This is a genomic window from Novosphingobium sp. fls2-241-R2A-195, assembly GCF_030209485.1.
Classification (GTDB): domain Bacteria; phylum Pseudomonadota; class Alphaproteobacteria; order Sphingomonadales; family Sphingomonadaceae; genus Novosphingobium; species Novosphingobium resinovorum.
On the sequence record NZ_JARVRY010000023.1, the window covers coordinates 154,753 to 168,777 of the forward strand.

Below are 14,025 nucleotides of genomic sequence, written 5' to 3' on the forward strand. Positions count from 1 at the left end.
CTTAAAACGATTGTCGCCCCGGCTCGTCCGGGGCGATTACGTCCTTATTCGCGCAATCATCGCAGTATCGTCCGAAATGGCTGTTGCGACGCAATAAACGCGACGCTAAGCCCGCGCCCAACGTGTGGCCCGCCACGCAGACGAACAGTGCGAAAATAAAGAAGGACCATTATGCGCATCGACATGATCCCCGTCGGCGACAACGCGCCGAAGAGCCTGAACGTCATCATCGAAGTTCCCGTCGGCGGCGAGCCGGTCAAGTACGAGTTCGACAAGGCCTCCGGCGCGCTCTTCGTCGACCGCATCCTGCACACGCCGATGCGCTACCCGGCGAACTACGGCTTCGTGCCGCACACCCTCTCGCCCGATGGTGACCCGCTCGACGCGCTGGTCGTCGCTCGCTCGCCGTTTATCCCGGGCTGCGTGGTCAAGGTGCGCCCGATCGCCGTCCTCAACCTCGAGGACGAGCATGGCGGCGACGAGAAGCTGCTCTGCGTGCCGATCAACTCGACCTTCCCTTACTATTCGCACGTAAACGAGAAGGAAGATCTGCCCGACATCGTCTACCAGCAGGTCGAGCACTTCTTCACCCACTACAAGGACCTGGAAAAGGAAAAGTGGGTTCGCGTCGGCACCTGGGGCAACGCCGCCGATGCCGCCCGCATCGTCGAAGAGGCGATCGAGCGCTACGAGGCCTCGAAGACCGAAGCCTGAGCCAGAACGATTTACCGCGTTTTCCGAGTCATAAGGTGATCCCACCTGATTAGAAAACGCTATAGAGTTCACTTCCCATGTGGACGGGGGCCGGCAGCGCAAGCTGTCCGGCCCCTTGGCTTATGGGGAGGCTCGAATCGCTCGAACGGAGCGAAAAAACTCTCCGTCATTGCAAGGGCAGCGAAGCAATCCAGGGCCGCGTAAACCGCACTGGATTGCGTCGCTGCGCTCGCAATGACGAGGACTCAGCTCACCACGCGGCCGCCGTTGACGCCGATGGTCTGGCCGGTGACGTAGCCCGAAGCCTCGTGGCACAGCCATGCGCAGGCATTCGCGATATCGGCGGGTTCGCCCATGCGGCGTACCGGGATGGACTGGAGCAGCACTTCGGTCGGGACCTGGAAGCGCTCGCGGTTGGCCTCGGACATGATCGTGCCCATCACCGAACCGGGCGGGATGTTGTTCACGGTGATCCCGTAAGGCCCGAATTCCTGCGCCATCGAGCGCGTCATCGTCACCACCGCGCCCTTCGACGAGGAATAGCAGATCATGTTGAGTGCCCCCGTCTGCGCCGACGAGGACGAGACGTTGACGATCCGCCCCCAGCCGGCATGCTTCATGTCCTTGATGACCAGCTGCGTCATCACCATCGGCCCGCGCACGTTGATCGCGTAGACGAAGTCCCAACGCTCGTCAGTCAGTTCCTCGAACGGCGTGAAATCGGTCACGCCCGCATTGTTGACGAGGATCGAGATCGGCCCCAGCGCATCGCGGCACTTCTCCACGGCAGCGGCAGCCTGTTCGCGGTTGGAGATGTCGGCGCCCAGCGCGATGGCGGTGCCGCCCGCATCCCTGATCGCCTTCACGGTATCCGCGCAGCGCGCCTCGTCGAGATCGAGCACGCCCACCGCGATGCCGTCCTGCGCCAGCCGCCTGGAACAGGCCGCGCCGATCCCGGCTGCGGCCCCGGTGACGATGGCAACTCGGTAAGTCATGCATTCTCTCCTGAAGCTTTGCGCGCAGGCTTACCCCGAAACGCGCCCGGCAGAAGGGCGGGGCGAGGTGGCGGCGGCAGAATCCGCCCCCGCGACGCGGCACACCCACATCCGGAGTTCCTCGCGCTTCGAGACCGAACAGTCAGCCGGGCCGGACCCGCGCCGCAAGCACGTGCCCTGGCGCGATTCGCCCGGCAATAAGAGAAGCAGCGGGCAAGGCGGCGCGCGCAACTTTCTCCCGCGCGCCCGCCAGCAGGGCGCGGAACGAGGGGGTCGGCGCCGCCTCGAGTCTGGCCTGCCGCGCCGCCTCGCGCATCCGGCTGGGCGTGGTGCCGAAATACCGGCTGAACCGGCGACTGAACGCCGCTTCCGAGCCGTAGCCCGCCAGTTCGGCGATCTCGGCGATCTTCATCCGCCCCTGCCGCAGCAGCGCGGCGGCGTGTTCCATGCGATGTTCCGCCACGACCTCCATGGGCGCCTTGCCCACCGCCAAGGAGAACTGCGCCGCGAAGTTTGAGCGTCCCATCCCCACCGCCCGCGCCAGCGATTCGACTGTCCAGGGATGTGCCGGGCTCGCGGCGATGCGCTGGATGGCCGCTTCGACCGCATCCCGCTTCTCGCCCGAGAGGATGCGCCGGCAGGCCGGGTCCGCGCGTAGCCCGGCGACAAGCAGCATCTCGGCCAGCCGGGTGAGCAGTGCCGTAGCGCCCGCTCCCAGGCCAACCCGCGCCAGTGCATCGGCACGCAAAAGGTCATCTCCACCATAAAGCAGCGCCGGAAGCCCCGCCCGCTCGACTCCGTCGGGCCAGGCCGCCCGCAACCGTGCGCTCAGCACCCGCGCGGCCGTACGCCCTTTCCCAAAGTTTCGGGCCAGCGGCAGGTCGGCGCCCTCATCACGTCGCAAAGCGCCGTGCGCGACCGTCATGGCTCCCGCATCGGTGCGCAGCGCATGCGCCTCGCCGGAAAGCACCATGATGACTTCGCCCGCGCCCACTCGGGCCATCGCCCCGCCGGCGCAGGCGATTCGCACCGTGCCATGGATCACCGCATGCACGAATACAGCATCACCACCCGCCACCGCGCAGCCCGCGTGCTCGGCGAAGTCCCCATAGCTCCAAGTGCGCCCGGAAAGGCGCACTTCCCCCAGAAGTTCGGACAAGTTCGCGACGCGGGCACGCCTCTCTCCGGTTTCAGGCATCGCATCCTCCCGCCGATCCCGTGGACGATCGGTCATGTGCCGGAAGGATATGGGATTGCGCCCGTCCGTCAATCGAGGCGAGAACGGGGCTGAACGAGAGGGCGAGAGGCGTGCGGCAGGTCGAAGTCACCATTGATGTCAGCGATGCGGCAGGTCTCGGCATCCCCGCGTCGATCCCGGCCACCGTGGTGCTGCCCGATCCCGCCGAACTGCCCGATCGTCCCGTGATCTGCTTCGCGCTGCCGAGCAGCAGCTACGCGCGCGGCTATTATAGCTGCGAACTGCCCGGACCGTCGCACGAGGCCGGATCACAAGCCGCATTCCACGCCGCGCGCGGATGGATCGTGATTGCGCTCGATTGGCTGGGCTGTGATGACGAGAGCCGCATCGACCCGGAGGATCTCGGCTACGCGGCCCTTACCGCCGCCGCCGACGCCGCACAGAGAGAGATCGTGACACGCCTGGCCAATGGCGTGCTTTCACCCGACTATCCGCCGGTAAGCGCCGCCTGCACGATCGGCATCGGCCAGTCTCTGGGTGCCGCGCTGCTGATCTATCAGCAGGCCCGTCATCGCAGCTTCGACGGCATCGCCGTGCTCGGCTTCAGCGCCATCCACGCGCACCCGGCCACCCCGCCCGGCGGTATCCCGGTCGCCGTGGCCTGGTATCCGCGCGACGCCCGGCTCGAGGAATGCCGTGAGCCACTCAACACCGCCCTGCTGGCCCAGGCCGGAGGGGCCGCCGCGCAGGCTGCGTGGGAGGCGCTTGCCTGGGGCTTCCATTACGACGATGTCCCCCTCGGCGTGGTAGAGCAGGACCTCGCCCATTACGAAGGCATCGCGCGCGGCGAGGATGCCGGGGCTCCGTACCCGCCATGGTATGCTCACCGCACACCGCAGCGCGCCGCGCGCTCGACGCTGACCCCGGGCATCGTCGCCTCCGAAGCTGCCGCGATCACCGTTCCCGTTCTCGCCGCGATGGGCGAGCGCGACCTCGTTCCCGATCCCCGCGCCGAACCACGCGCTTATCCCTGCGCCCGCAGCATCGACCTGTTCGTCTGTCCGCGCATGGGCCACGTTCACAACATGGCCGGAACCCGCACCCTGTTTTGGGAACGCATCCATCTGTTCGGGACGTGGTGTGTTTCGACGAACGACATGAGAAGTAACACCTAAGCAATCGACATATAGTCGCTGTCCTGGCTATTGTCTTTGCGTTCACCACAACACATTTCCATCAGCCTCCAGGGCAAGGACAACGATGACTTACGAAACGTTGATCGCCGTCGACGCGCTCAAGAACATGATCGCGTCAGGCGCGGACGTACTGATCTTCGACTGCGAATTCGAACTCGGCGCACCCGACAAGGGGCAGGAGATTTACGCGAAGGGCCACATCCCCGGCGCCCGCTACGCCCATCTCGACGAAGACCTGGCCTCCCCGTCCGACGGCAGCAACGGGCGTCACCCCCTGCCCGCGCCGGTGGCGATGGCCGCCTGGCTGCGTGCGCAGGGGCTGCGCAAGGACCAGCAGGTCGTCGCCTACGACAGCAACGGCGGCGCCTGGGCCGCGCGGCTGTGGTGGCTGCTGCGCTGGCTCGGCCACGCCCCTGTCGCCGTCCTCGACGGTGGTAAGCCCGCATGGGTCGATGCCGGACTGCCGCTGGAGACCGGCACTCCGCCGGCCGCCGCATCGGGGGATTTCGAGCCCGGCGCCCAACTCGTGCCTGCCCCGGTGACCGCCGCGCAAGTGCTCACCAATATTCAAACCGGCGCCGCGCAAGTGCTGGATGCGCGCGATCCCTCGCGCTTCGCGGGCACGCCCAACCCGCTCGACCCGGTCGCCGGACATATCCCGGGCGCCCGCAACCGCTTCTTTCGCGACAATCTCGGCGTCGATGGCCGTTTCCGCCCGGCCGAAGACCTTGCCGCCGATTTCTCCGCCTTGCTGGGCGAGGCCCCGGCGATCCTCCAGTGCGGCTCGGGCGTCACTGCCTGCCATAACGCCCTGGCCATGGCCGTGGCGGGAATGCCGGCCGGACGGCTCTATCCCGGATCGTGGAGCGAGTGGATCGCCGATCCGGCGCGCCCGGTGGCGACGGGGTCCGATTGAACGTCTCGGGCAGCGACGCGCCACCCTCACTCCGCGCGCTAGTCAAGGGGGTGGAAACACGCGACGTGCCCGGCGGTGCACATCGCGCGACCTGAGCGCCGATCGTCGGGCCGGTGAGAGATGAGGGCGGGCATTTGGCCCGCCCCGTTCGGCTAATTCGCTTCGCTCGCAAGCCTTCCGGCCCCTCCCGCTTGCGGGAGGGCGAACCTTGCCTCTCCCTTCCCGCTTGCGGGAGGGGACGGGGGTGGGCTTCCTTCCGCTTACTTCGCCAGTTCAGCCTCGATCGCGCCGATCAGCAGCGGGTCCTGCGGCGCGGTGCCCGGTGCGAAGCGACCGGCGACCGAACCGTCGCGCGCGATCAGGAACTTCTCGAAGTTCCACAGCACTTCGGGGTCGTCGTTCGGGGTCATGCCGTAGCCCTTGAACTTCTCCTTCATGCCCTCGACGTCGCCTTGCTTGGTGGGCACCGCCTCGGTCAGCGCGGCGTAAAGCGGCTGCTTGGCTTCGCCGGTAACATCGGCCTTGGCGAAGAGCGGGAACGAGACCCCGTAGTTGATCGAGCAGAACTCGGCGATTTCCTCATGCGTGCCGGGCTCCTGCGCGCCGAAGTCGTTGGCCGGAAAGCCCAGCACCTCGAAGCCCTTGTCCTTGTATTCGCCGTAGATCGCCTCAAGGCCCTCGTATTGCGGGGTGAGGCCGCACTTGGAGGCTACGTTGACCACCAGCAGCACCTTGCCGGCGTGATCGCCGAGGGTGTCGGGCTTGCCGTCGATGCGGGTGAGCGGGATGGAGGCGAGGTCGGCCATTGGATGTTCTCCCATTAGAGTTCGAGCGGGTTATGCGCACGACTGGATGACCGCCGCAAGACTATGCAGGCAAACCGCCGAGGACCGGAGAAATCCACCCCGGATCATGCGCGAAGGGCATCTGCGCGCCGCCGCGCAAGGCAGTGAGGATCGCGGCGAAATCGGTTTCGGCACGCCAGCCGAGCAGGCGAGCGGCCTTGGCGGGATCGTAGACGCGCTCGATCCGCTCGGGCAGAACCCAGCCCGCGCGGGCGTAGAGGTCCGCGGCATCGGGATGGTAACGGGCGATCACGGCGCGCGCATCGCGGGCCAGTTCCGCTGCATCCTCGCGCACGAAAGACGGCGGGGCGGAGAGCACGAAAGTCTCGCACCCCTCGATCCGCTCCAGCGCGGCAAGGTGAGCGAGCGCGGCGTCGCCAACGGTCAGGCGGCGGTTCAGGAATTCGTTCGCCTTGAGGTTGGGGCCGGAGGGGACCACGTGCGTATCGTCGTCCTCCGGGAAGAAGCGCCCGGTGCGCAGGATCGCCGCCGCTATGCCGCTTTCGCGCACGACAAGGCGGCAAAGGTCCTCGGCCGTGCGCTTGGTCACGCCGTAAACGTTGCGCGGGGCTAGCGGGCCGAACGCCTCGTCCATCCACCACGCGCCGTGCTCTCCCGCCCCGGCGCGGACGTCATCGCGAACCATCAGCGAGGTGGTCGAAGTGAACACGAAGCGTGCGTGTCCCGCATCCACCGCCGCTTCCAGCAGGTTGAGCGTGCCCGTCACATTGACGTCGACGAAGGCCTGCCGCCCGAAGCGCGCGATGTCCGGCTTGTGCAGCGCGCCCGAGTGGATCACCGCCTCGATCCCATGCTCGGCGACGGTGCGGAACACCAGCGAGCGGTCCGCCACCGAACCCAGCACCGTCGTCGCCGCGCCCGTCGCCACGTCGAGGCCGATCACCTCGTGCCCGCGCGAGACCAGCAGCGGTGCCAGATGCCGACCCAGCCAGCCGGACGAGCCCGTCAGCAGGAGGCGCATGGCATCAGGCGGGGGCGCGGTAGTCGGCGATGATCGCGCCGGCTTCGGCAAGTTCGGCCTCGTGGCTCTCCTCGCGCCAGGTCTCGGCGAGGGCTTCCTCCTCCCACTGGCGCATGGCGGGGTGGGCGAGCATCGCATCGACCCAGGCCTGCCCGCCGCCGACGTCGAGGCCATACGTGCGGATGCGGAAGGCAACCGGCGCGTAGAAGGCATCAATGGCGGTGAACTCCGCGCCTGCCAGCCAGGGTCCGCCGAAGCGACCCAGCCCTTCCTCGAACATCTCACGCAGGCGGTGGATCTCGCGGACCAGCGCGCCGCTCATCGGCCGCAGCTTCACGCGCACGCCCACGTTCATCGTGCACACATTGCGCAAGGCGGAGAAGCCCGCGTGCATCTCGCATACCGCGCTCTGGGCGAAGGCGCGGGCGTCCGAGGCCTTGGGCCAGACGGCGGGATGGCGGTCGGCGAGATAGAGCGTGATGCCGAGCGAATCCCAGACGGTACGCTCCTCGTCGATCAGCGCAGGCACCTGGCCGGTGGGGGAAAAGCTGCGGAACGCGTCGTAGTTCACCGGCATGGTGAAGGGCTCAAGCTCATCCTCGAACGGGATGGCGAGCGCCTTCATCAGCACCCACGGGCGCAGCGACCAGCTCGAATAGTTCCGGTTCGCGGTGATGAGGGTGTAAGTCATGGATGGTCCCTTGCGAAGAGTGCGCGAGGGATAGCGTGAAGTTGGCAGCGTGGCGAGAGGGGTGAAATTCCTCCCCAAGACAAGCTCGGGGAGGAACTGGCCAGGTCAGCTCACGTAATGCGCGGTCGTCTTCGCGGCGACTTCCTCGGCCGTCACGCCGGGCGCGAGTTCGATCAACTTGAACGGACTGTCGTGGTCCGGGCGCTGGAACACCGCGAGGTCGGTGATCACCATGTCCACCACGCCCACGCCCGTCAGCGGCAGGGTGCAGGCGGGGATGAGCTTGGGATCGCCGTTCTTGGAGGTGTGCTCCATGACGACGATGATCTTCTTCACACCCGCGACGAGGTCCATGGCGCCGCCCATGCCCTTGATCATCTTGCCGGGGATCATCCAGTTGGCGATGTCGCCGTTCTCGGCCACTTCCATCGCGCCCAGCACGGTCAGGTCGATGTGCCCACCACGGATCATGCCGAAGCTGGTGGCGCTGTCGAAATAGGCCGAGTGCGGCAGTTCGCTGATGGTCTGCTTGCCCGCATTGATGAGATCGGGATCGACCTCGTCCGGGTAGGGGAACGGCCCGATGCCGAGCATCCCGTTCTCACTCTGCAGGGTGACGGTGATGTCCTCGGGCACGTAGTTCGCCACTAGCGTCGGAATGCCGATGCCGAGGTTCACGTAGAACCCGTCCTGCAGTTCCTTCGCCGCGCGCGCGGCCATTTCGTTACGATTCCAGGGCATCAGACGGCCTCCCTCTCGCGCGTCGTCGTGAACTCGATCTTCTTGTCGTAAGGTGCGCCCACGACGATGCGCTGGACGAAGACGCCCGGCAGGTGAATCGCGTCCGGATCGAGCGAGCCGGTGGGGACGATCTCCTCAACCTCGACCACGCAGACCTTGCCGCACGTGGCGGCAGGCACGTTGAAGTTGCGCGCGGTCTTGCGGAACACGACGTTGCCGGTTGCGTCCGCCTTCCAAGCCTTGACGATCGACAGGTCGGCGAAGATGCCTTCCTCGAGGATATAGTCCTCGCCGCGGAACTGCTTCACTTCCTTGCCCTCGGCGACCTGGGTGCCCACACCGGTCTTGGTGTAGAAGCCCGGAATGCCTGCACCACCGGCGCGCATGCGCTCGGCCAGGGTGCCTTGCGGGCAGAACTCGACCTCGAGTTCACCGGCGAGGAACTGGCGTTCGAACTCCTTGTTCTCGCCCACGTAGGACGAGATCATCTTCTTCACCTGCTTGGTGCGCAGCAGCTTGCCGATGCCTTCGTTGTCAATGCCGGCATTGTTCGAGGCGAACGTCAGGTCCTTCACGCCCGCATCGCGGATCGCATCGAGCAGCCTTTCAGGGATGCCGCAAAGCCCGAAACCGCCACTGGCGATCAGCAGGCCGTCCTTGAGCACGCCTTCCAGCGCGGCCTCCGCACTGGGGTAGATCTTGTTCATTGAGGTAGATCCTCTTCTCCGTTTCAGGCGGGAGGCTAGACACCTTCTCCCATCACGAATAGCGATTGTTTTTTATCAATTCTGATATGTAACTATTATGAAACGCATTGCCCTGTTCCATCTCGAAACACTGATGTGGATCGATCGCCTCGGCACATTCGCGGCGGCCGCGCAGCGGCTGAACACCACGCAGCCCGCGATTTCCGCGCGTGTGCGCGAGATCGAGGAGCAACTCGGAGTGCCGCTATTCCAACGCGAGGGACGGCGCATGGTGCTCTCCGCGCGCGGACGGCGGCTGGTGCAGGCGAGCGAGCCGCTGTACCACGGCCTCGAACAGGTGCTGCTGGAGGCGAGCGACTTCGCGGGCGCCACCGCCGCCGTGCGCATCGGCTCGGGCGAGATCGCCGCGGCCAGTTGCTTGCCCGCCTTTATCCAGGCCATCGAGCGCGACCGTCCCGGCGTCGCCATGGAGATCGAGATCGACCTCACCGCGCCGCTGCTCCAGCAATTGCTGGCGGGAACCCGCGACATCGTGTTCCTCGCCGGGCCGGTCGCAAGCCCGGGGATGCGCACGGCCTCGATTGGCTCGGTGGAACTGGTATGGTGCGCAGGCGCCGAAGTGGCGCAAGTCGGTGGCTTCGCTAAGGCGCTGCCGGTCTGGTCGCTGCCCGATCACTCGCCGCTCCACGCAGTGACGCACGAGACGCTGGAGGCCCGCGGCATCGTCCCGCGCGCGCTGCACACCTGCAACAATGTGCGCACCCTCATCGAGATCGTTGCCAGCGGCCAGGGCGCCGCCGTGCTGCCCGAGACCATGGTGCGCGATCGCCTCACCGCCGGACACTTGCATGAAATTCTCCCGCGCCCCCGCCATCATGTGCACTTCGAGGCCGCGATCCGCACCCGCGAGCGCGACCCGGTGATCCTCGACCTCTTCGCGCGGGCGAGCGAACTGCAGATCGAGCCCGGCGCCTGACACACCTTCGTTTCAAACCATTTCCCTCGCGCCTTTCCCGCAACTCCGCGCCCCGCCATTCGTTTTACCAAAACCCCATGTTTGATCCCGGTCATGGAAATCCCACCGCCACGGGTTAGCCTGAGGATGCCTAAGAGGGAGAACGACCATGCGCTCGATACTCGTCAACGCCGACCGCAAGCCCGGCAGCGATGCCCGCCTCCAGACCGCCGTGGACATTGCCCGACGCGAGAACGGCCACGTCACCGTGCTCGTCGACACCCCCGTTTCGCGCTACATCGCGATGGACCCGATGGGCGGCAGCTACGTGATCTCCGAAGCGCTCGACAAGGCGCTGGAGGCAGACGACGAAGTTGCCGCCGCCGCCGAGGCCCGCCTCGCGGACGCGGGGGTGCCCTTCGAGGTGATCCGCTGCGAGGACGACCCCGTGACCGCCTTCGCCTATGCCGCGCGCCTCGCTGACCTCATCATCGTCTCGCGCTCGGGCGGGCTTGCCGGAGACCTTGCCCTGCGTGCCCGCGCGCCGGTGCTGGCGCTTGCCGAGACGCCGCTCAAGGTGCCGGTCGGAACCGCCTGCATCGGCTGGGACGGCGGGGAACAGGCCGCCGCAGCGCTGCGCGCCGCCGCGCCGCTGCTGGCGCAGTGCTCCAGCGTGAAGCTGATTTGCGTGGTCGAGAAGGAAGGCGGCTTCCCCGCCACAGACGCCCTGCGCTACCTCTCGCGCCATGGCGTCAACGCCGAACTGGAAGAGCATGAGCGCGTCCACTCGACTCAGGAGACGCTGGCGACCGCTGCGCAAGGGGCGGACCTCCTCGTTATGGGCGCCTACGGCAAGAATCGCGTGCGCGAGTTCCTGTTCGGCGGTGTGACCGAATTCTTCCTCAAGGAGGAAACCGCGCCTGCCCTGCTCCTCGCGCACTGATCAGCGCCCGACATAATACCGTACGGCGCCGCCCCGCAAGGGTGCGGCGCCGCAGTTTTATGGCGGTGCCGAGTGATATGCTGACCTTGGCAAGCACTTGACGCATTGCAGCAGGCAAAGGATTGCACCGCATCGCCCCAGCGTTGCACGCTCACCTAAGCGTAAAGGTGAATCTGAAAGTAGGTTCATTATCATACATTGCGAAAACCCTGACATTTCGTTCAGGAAAGCGCCCGTTGTGCAGCAATACGCAACCTTGGTTCACATTTTTGCAACGCAACCTATCCTTTTCGCACTTGCACAAAATCCGATTCGGCGACATACAGACAGTGCCTTTCAGGCATCCTCTCCCAAAACTTCTACGGCCTGGTCGGAAACGATCAGGCCTTTTTTCTTGTCCAGGTAATGGGCGAATCCCGCCACTCGCAAAGGGAACACGCGCGCATCGTGTTGGTTCGAATTGCATTCCCCGGTGGCGATACCCAGCTATCCTCCACCGACTGGTCGATCAGCAGATGACCGGGATCGGGATCGAGGAAGGAACACCCCGCACATGGCGGATACCGAAACCAAGACCGAAGACCGCACCATAAAGCTGCAGGTCGCCGCCGCTCGTCAGGAAGAGAGCGGCCAGGGCATCGCCCGCCTGTCTCGCGCCGCATTGGGCGAGATCGGCGCCATGGAAGGCGACGTGCTCGAAATCACCGGCAAGACCGTGACCGTGGCCCGCGCCGTGCTCGCCTACGACGAGGACGAGGGGCTCAGCGTCATCCGTCTCGACGGCCTCCAGCGCGGCAATGCCGAAGTCGGCTCCGGCGACCACGTCACCATCCGCAAGGCCGAATCGCGCTCGGCCCAGCGCGTCGTCTTCGCGCCCGCGCAGAAAGACATGCGCCTGCAGGGCCCGTCCGCCGCGCTCAAGCGCAACTTCTTCCAGCGCCCCATGGTGCAGGGAGACCTCGTCGCCACCACCGGCCAGCAGCAAGTCGCGGACATCCCGCCCCAGCTGCGCCGCATGTTCAACGCGCCCGCCTATGCGCTGACGCAGATCCGCCTCAACGTCGTCTCCACGACCCCGCGCGGCATCGTCCACATCGACGAGAACACCGAAGTCGAACTGCGCGAGGTCTTCGAGGAAGCCCACGACGCGCGCGGCGACGTCAACTACGACGACGTCGGCGGCATGAGCGACACCATCCGCCAGCTGCGCGAGATGGTGGAACTGCCCCTGCGCTACCCCGAACTGTTCACCCGCCTGGGCGTCGCACCGCCCAAGGGCGTGCTGCTCCACGGCCCGCCGGGGACCGGCAAGACGCGCCTGGCACAGGCCGTCGCCAACGAGAGCGAGGCCAGCTTCTTCTCGATCAACGGCCCAGAGATCATGGGCTCCGGCTACGGCGAAAGCGAGAAGCACCTTCGCGAGATCTTCGAGGAGGCGACCAAGTCCGCCCCCGCGATCGTCTTCATCGACGAGATCGACTCGATCGCCCCCAAGCGCGACCAAGTTCACGGCGAAGCGGAAAAGCGCCTCGTCGCCCAGCTGCTCACGCTGATGGACGGCCTCAACAGCCGCGCCCACGTGGTCGTCATCGCCGCCACCAACCGCCCCGACGCCATCGATGAGGCCCTGCGCCGCCCAGGCCGCTTCGACCGCGAGATCGTCATCGGCGTGCCCGACGAGAAGGGCCGCCGCGAGATCCTCGGCATCCACACGCGCGGCATGCCGCTGAGCGAGCGCGTGGATCTGAACGAGCTGGCCCGCACCACCCACGGCTTCGTCGGTGCCGACCTTGCCGCCCTCGCCCGCGAAGCCGCGATCGAGGCGGTGCGCCGCATCATGCCCAAGCTCGACCTCGAAGCGCGCACCATCCCCGCCGAAGTGCTCGACAACCTGCAGGTCTACCGCGAGGACTTCCTCGCCGCCCTCAAGCGCGTCCAGCCCTCCGCCATGCGCGAAGTCATGGTGCAGGTGCCGAACATCGGGTGGGCCGACATCGGCGGCCTGGACGAGGCGCAGATCAAGCTGAAGGAAGGCATCGAACTGCCGCTGAAGAACCCGGAGGCGTTCCACAAGCTGGGCATCCGCCCGGCGAAGGGCTTCCTCCTCTACGGCCCGCCCGGCACCGGCAAGACCCTTCTGGCCAAGGCCGTGGCGAGAGAGGCCGAGGCGAACTTCATCTCGATCAAGTCCTCCGACCTGCTCAGCAAGTGGTACGGCGAAAGCGAACAGCAGATCGCCAAGCTGTTCGCCCGCGCCCGTCAGGTGGCCCCCTGCGTGATCTTCATCGACGAGATCGACAGCCTCGTCCCCGCCCGCGGCATGGGCGGCGGCGGCAGCGAACCGCAAGTCACCGCCCGCGTGGTCAACACCATCCTCGCCGAGATGGACGGGATGGAGGAACTGCAATCGGTCGTCCTCGTCGGCGCCACCAACCGCCCGGCACTGGTCGATCCCGCCCTCCTTCGCCCCGGCCGATTCGATGAACTGGTCTACGTCGGCACCCCCGACGCCCCGGGCCGCGAACACATCCTCGGCATCCACACCGGCAAGATGCCGCTGGCCGAAGACGTACGCCTGGGCGAGATCGCCGAGCGCACCGAACGCTTCACCGGCGCGGACCTGGAGGACGTCGTCCGCCGCGCCGGCCTCATCGCCATCCGCAAACGCGGCGCGAGCGTGGAAGAGGTGACGATGCAGGACTTCGAGGAAGCCCTCGAAGACAGCCGCGCCACAGTGACCGAAGCCATGGAAGACGAATACCAGCGCATGAAAAGCGAACTGAAAAAGCGCGCCATGGAAGTGACGCCGATCGGCTTCATCGCCCCGGGTATGCTGGAAAGCACGCGAGAACGGAAGCACTGAGGGTCGGGGGCATCGGTGGCGCGCCACCGCCCGATCGCGGATGCCCCCGCCCCCCCACCCTCATCCCCGCGAAGGCGGGGACCCATCTGATGCCCTTCCAACAGGCACTAGGTGGGATCGCGGAGAGCATCGCTTTCCGGCCCGGCCTAAGCGCCGATAGGAAAAGCCCGGTCGATTGCGCCCGGGCTTTTCTGTTTCAGGCAGGGGAGAAGGACGGAGAGAAAATGCGAGGGCCATCGCCTCCGCGCTCCCGGGACTCGGCGACGTTGCGCCCGCAGA

Annotated in this window: 13 protein-coding genes; 6 read left to right on the plus strand and 7 right to left on the minus strand. The window is 66.5% G+C overall.

Annotated features, from left to right (window positions below):
* The first annotated feature begins 171 nt into the window (after positions 1 to 171).
* A complete protein-coding gene (gene ppa, locus QRN25_RS17570) occupies positions 172 to 714 on the plus strand; it encodes an inorganic diphosphatase (RefSeq protein WP_008832446.1) in 543 nt (180 codons plus the stop codon).
* Positions 715 to 959: 245 nt separating this feature from the next.
* On the opposite strand, the gene QRN25_RS17575 is transcribed toward ppa, so the two are convergent.
* A complete protein-coding gene (locus QRN25_RS17575) occupies positions 960 to 1,709 on the minus strand; it encodes an SDR family NAD(P)-dependent oxidoreductase (RefSeq protein WP_271182435.1) in 750 nt (249 codons plus the stop codon).
* 142 nt (positions 1,710 to 1,851) lie between these two features.
* Entirely contained in the window at positions 1,852 to 2,907 is a 1,056-nt protein-coding gene (locus QRN25_RS17580) for an AraC family transcriptional regulator (RefSeq protein WP_285020486.1), read from the minus strand.
* 110 nt (positions 2,908 to 3,017) lie between these two features.
* Here QRN25_RS17580 and QRN25_RS17585 point away from each other — a divergent pair, with 110 nt between their 5' ends.
* Together QRN25_RS17585 and QRN25_RS17590 are read left to right on the plus strand one after the other, a co-directional pair.
* Positions 3,018 to 4,082: a hypothetical protein gene (locus QRN25_RS17585; protein ID WP_285020487.1), complete on the plus strand. Its 1,065-nt coding sequence runs from the start codon at positions 3,018 to 3,020 to the stop codon at positions 4,080 to 4,082.
* Between the two features lie 85 nt (positions 4,083 to 4,167).
* Positions 4,168 to 5,019, plus strand: coding sequence for a sulfurtransferase (locus QRN25_RS17590; protein WP_285020489.1), 852 nt, complete (start codon positions 4,168 to 4,170; stop codon positions 5,017 to 5,019).
* 260 nt (positions 5,020 to 5,279) lie between these two features.
* Here QRN25_RS17590 and QRN25_RS17595 read toward each other — a convergent pair whose 3' ends face one another.
* The 5 genes from QRN25_RS17595 to QRN25_RS17615 all read right to left on the minus strand — a co-directional run bounded on the left by QRN25_RS17595 (position 5,280) and on the right by QRN25_RS17615 (position 8,985).
* Complete coding sequence (locus tag QRN25_RS17595; protein ID WP_271182439.1) at positions 5,280 to 5,825, minus strand: glutathione peroxidase; 546 nt, start codon at positions 5,823 to 5,825, stop codon at positions 5,280 to 5,282.
* 61 nt (positions 5,826 to 5,886) lie between these two features.
* Positions 5,887 to 6,846, minus strand: coding sequence for an NAD-dependent epimerase/dehydratase family protein (locus tag QRN25_RS17600; RefSeq protein ID WP_285020490.1), 960 nt, complete (start codon positions 6,844 to 6,846; stop codon positions 5,887 to 5,889).
* Between the two features lie 4 nt (positions 6,847 to 6,850).
* Positions 6,851 to 7,537 carry a glutathione S-transferase family protein gene (locus QRN25_RS17605; protein ID WP_271182441.1) on the minus strand — a complete coding sequence of 229 codons (687 nt, stop codon included), beginning with the start codon at positions 7,535 to 7,537 and terminating at the stop codon, positions 6,851 to 6,853.
* 105 nt (positions 7,538 to 7,642) lie between these two features.
* Positions 7,643 to 8,278, minus strand: coding sequence for a CoA transferase subunit B (locus QRN25_RS17610; RefSeq protein WP_271182442.1), 636 nt, complete (start codon positions 8,276 to 8,278; stop codon positions 7,643 to 7,645).
* Positions 8,278 to 8,985 (minus strand): CoA transferase subunit A, encoded by a 708-nt coding sequence (locus QRN25_RS17615; RefSeq protein ID WP_008832454.1) that lies wholly within the window; start codon positions 8,983 to 8,985, stop codon positions 8,278 to 8,280. The genes QRN25_RS17610 and QRN25_RS17615 overlap by 1 nt, the downstream gene beginning before the upstream one ends.
* 97 nt (positions 8,986 to 9,082) lie before the next feature.
* Between QRN25_RS17615 and QRN25_RS17620 the strand changes: the two genes are divergently transcribed.
* From QRN25_RS17620 to QRN25_RS17630, 3 genes are all read left to right on the plus strand, one after another.
* Positions 9,083 to 9,961 carry a LysR family transcriptional regulator gene (locus QRN25_RS17620; protein WP_271182444.1) on the plus strand — a complete coding sequence of 293 codons (879 nt, stop codon included), beginning with the start codon at positions 9,083 to 9,085 and terminating at the stop codon, positions 9,959 to 9,961.
* A 148-nt stretch (positions 9,962 to 10,109) separates the two neighbouring features.
* Positions 10,110 to 10,883, plus strand: coding sequence for a universal stress protein (locus QRN25_RS17625; protein ID WP_271182445.1), 774 nt, complete (start codon positions 10,110 to 10,112; stop codon positions 10,881 to 10,883).
* A gap of 553 nt (positions 10,884 to 11,436) precedes the next feature.
* On the plus strand, positions 11,437 to 13,746 hold the full coding sequence (locus tag QRN25_RS17630; RefSeq protein WP_271182446.1) for a CDC48 family AAA ATPase: 2,310 nt from the start codon (positions 11,437 to 11,439) through the stop codon (positions 13,744 to 13,746).
* Positions 13,747 to 14,025: the final 279 nt, after the last annotated feature.

Bases quoted from the DNA above. Each gene is read 5' to 3' on its own strand.
- ppa (WP_008832446.1), top strand. From the start codon at position 172: ATGCGCATCGACATGATCCCCGTCGGCGACAACGCGCCGAAGAGCCTG.
- QRN25_RS17575 (WP_271182435.1), bottom strand. From the start codon at position 1,709: ATGACTTACCGAGTTGCCATCGTCACCGGGGCCGCAGCCGGGATCGGC.
- QRN25_RS17580 (WP_285020486.1), bottom strand. From the start codon at position 2,907: ATGCCTGAAACCGGAGAGAGGCGTGCCCGCGTCGCGAACTTGTCCGAA.
- QRN25_RS17590 (WP_285020489.1), top strand. From the start codon at position 4,168: ATGACTTACGAAACGTTGATCGCCGTCGACGCGCTCAAGAACATGATC.
- QRN25_RS17595 (WP_271182439.1), bottom strand. From the start codon at position 5,825: ATGGCCGACCTCGCCTCCATCCCGCTCACCCGCATCGACGGCAAGCCC.
- QRN25_RS17600 (WP_285020490.1), bottom strand. From the start codon at position 6,846: ATGCGCCTCCTGCTGACGGGCTCGTCCGGCTGGCTGGGTCGGCATCTG.
- QRN25_RS17605 (WP_271182441.1), bottom strand. From the start codon at position 7,537: ATGACTTACACCCTCATCACCGCGAACCGGAACTATTCGAGCTGGTCG.
- QRN25_RS17610 (WP_271182442.1), bottom strand. From the start codon at position 8,278: ATGCCCTGGAATCGTAACGAAATGGCCGCGCGCGCGGCGAAGGAACTG.
- QRN25_RS17615 (WP_008832454.1), bottom strand. From the start codon at position 8,985: ATGAACAAGATCTACCCCAGTGCGGAGGCCGCGCTGGAAGGCGTGCTC.
- QRN25_RS17620 (WP_271182444.1), top strand. From the start codon at position 9,083: ATGAAACGCATTGCCCTGTTCCATCTCGAAACACTGATGTGGATCGAT.
- QRN25_RS17625 (WP_271182445.1), top strand. From the start codon at position 10,110: ATGCGCTCGATACTCGTCAACGCCGACCGCAAGCCCGGCAGCGATGCC.
- QRN25_RS17630 (WP_271182446.1), top strand. From the start codon at position 11,437: ATGGCGGATACCGAAACCAAGACCGAAGACCGCACCATAAAGCTGCAG.